The 1,943-nt window shown below is 50.2% G+C and carries 3 protein-coding genes; all 3 read right to left on the minus strand.

Annotated elements, in window-relative coordinates; all coding sequences use genetic code 11:
• A partial coding sequence (locus ABUA34_RS14205) for a V-type ATP synthase subunit A (protein WP_349823534.1) occupies positions 1–1,061 on the minus strand: 1,061 nt, incomplete at its 3' end.
• A gap of 36 nt (positions 1,062–1,097) precedes the next feature.
• Positions 1,098–1,418, minus strand: a complete 321-nt coding sequence (locus ABUA34_RS14210; RefSeq protein ID WP_022217532.1) for a V-type ATP synthase subunit F — start codon at positions 1,416–1,418, stop codon at positions 1,098–1,100.
• Positions 1,411–1,943 (minus strand): V-type ATPase subunit (locus ABUA34_RS14215; protein ID WP_349823535.1); only part of this gene is annotated, 533 nt, incomplete at its 5' end. The genes ABUA34_RS14210 and ABUA34_RS14215, both read right to left, overlap by 8 nt.

Below are 1,943 nucleotides of genomic sequence, written 5' to 3' on the forward strand. Positions count from 1 at the left end.
GGGTAACCCTCCTCACCAGGCATCTCCTGCAGACGTCCTGACATCTCTCTGAGCGCCTCAGCCCAACGCGATGTGGAATCCGCCATGAGTGCCACCGAGTAACCCATATCACGGAAATACTCAGCTATAGTTATACCCGTATATATAGATGCCTCTCTGGCCGCAACCGGCATATCCGATGTGTTGGCTATGAGGACTGTTCTCTGCATGAGTGAATGTCCGGTCTTCGGATCCTTCAGCTCTGGGAACTCGTTCAAAACATCTGTCATCTCATTTCCGCGCTCTCCGCATCCGATGTAGACAACGATATCCGCCTCAGCCCACTTTGCAAGCTGATGCTGGATAACTGTCTTGCCGCTTCCGAAAGGTCCGGGAACCGCAGCCACTCCTCCCTTTGCTATAGGGAAGAATGTATCTACAACTCTCTGTCCTGTGATAAGTGGCATGATCGGTGGTATCTTTTCCTGATATGGACGGCCCTTACGAACCGGCCACTTCTGCATGAGTGTCAGCTCCCTGTCACCCTTGTCTGTCTCAACCACACACACAGTCTCCTCAACTGTGAATTCTCCTGCCTTTATCTCTTTGATGGTTCCTGTCACACCATAAGGCACCATGATCTTCTGTGTGACGACCACAGTCTCCTGAACTGTTCCTATCACATCGCCTGCCGACACTTTATCACCCACCTTGGCAGTCGGCACAAATGTCCACTTGATATCTCTCTTCAGCGATGGGACTTCAACTCCTCGCTTCAGGTTGTTACCACATATCTTCATGATATCATCCAGCGGTCTCTGGATTCCATCGTATATACTGCTTATAAGTCCCGGTCCCAGCTCAACCGACAGAGGCATTCCCGTTGACTCCACCGGTGCTCCCGGTGCAAGTCCTGATGTCTCCTCGTATACCTGAACTGATGCCTGATCTCCGTGCATCTCTATGATCTCGCCGATAAGTCTGCTCTCACTTACACGCACCACGTCGTACATATTTGCATCACGCATGCCCTCAGCGATGACCAGTGGTCCGGCGACCTTCTTAATCTTTCCTGTAGCCACTTAACAGCTCACGCTCCCTTCTATTTGTATGCTCCACTACTCTTCATTAAATAAAATATCCGAGCCTACAGCCTGCTCAACGGATTTCTTTACTCCCGCTATTCCGGCCCCTGTATTGCCAGATATCCCCGGTATGAGAATGATCGCAGGCTTCATAACCTCTCTGTATCTGTCTATCTCTTTATTGAGATCCGAAGCCAGTGCCTCGGTCATATATATGACTGCATAATTGTCCTCCGCCAGCCTTTTCAGCAACGTGACCCCATAATCCAGATTATCTACAGGGAATGTATCCAGGCCCAGAGTTGCAAATCCGTATATACTGTCATAATCGCCCATAACAGCTATCTTATACATACATCTCCCTTACCCTTTCCCTGATAGCCTCCTCCGGAAGCTGGTTCAGCTTGCATGTCAATATGATCCTGACTGTCTTTATCTCGTTGAGCCTCGCCAGAATGTACGCCACTATCGGTCCCACCGTAAATGGGTTGTACTTCTGAGGCTTTATCGTTTCTATGATACGGTTGTCACACCATCTCTCAAATGCCGATGCCGACTCAGAAAGTGCCTCTGCCCCACCAGCGTATGCTGTATCTGCAAGGTATCTCTCTATCTCCTCCATGCCAGCCACAGCAGCCGTCGCCAGCCTGTCAATATCCAGAGTGTTGCACTCCGCCATGGCTCTCTTCATGAAATCCTTGTTTTTGCCTGTCTTCATTGATCTCACCGCTATCTTGATATCTGCAACAGCCACCGTCGTCTCTGCATAATCCCTGAGCAGGCTGTCATCTGCCTTCTTTGCAGCCTGCATGATCGCCAGCAGTGTTCCTCGGTCTATCACAGCATCGCACATCTGTCCATCTCCAGCCTGTGCCATAC

Origin of the sequence: Coprococcus sp. RTP21428st1_C9_RTP21428_210409 (assembly GCF_040227395.1) — a bacterium.
GTDB classification, from domain to species: Bacteria; Bacillota; Clostridia; order Lachnospirales; family Lachnospiraceae; genus Coprococcus; species Coprococcus aceti.

Bases quoted from the DNA above. Each gene is read 5' to 3' on its own strand.
- ABUA34_RS14210 (WP_022217532.1), bottom strand. From the start codon at position 1,418: ATGTATAAGATAGCTGTTATGGGCGATTATGACAGTATATACGGATTT.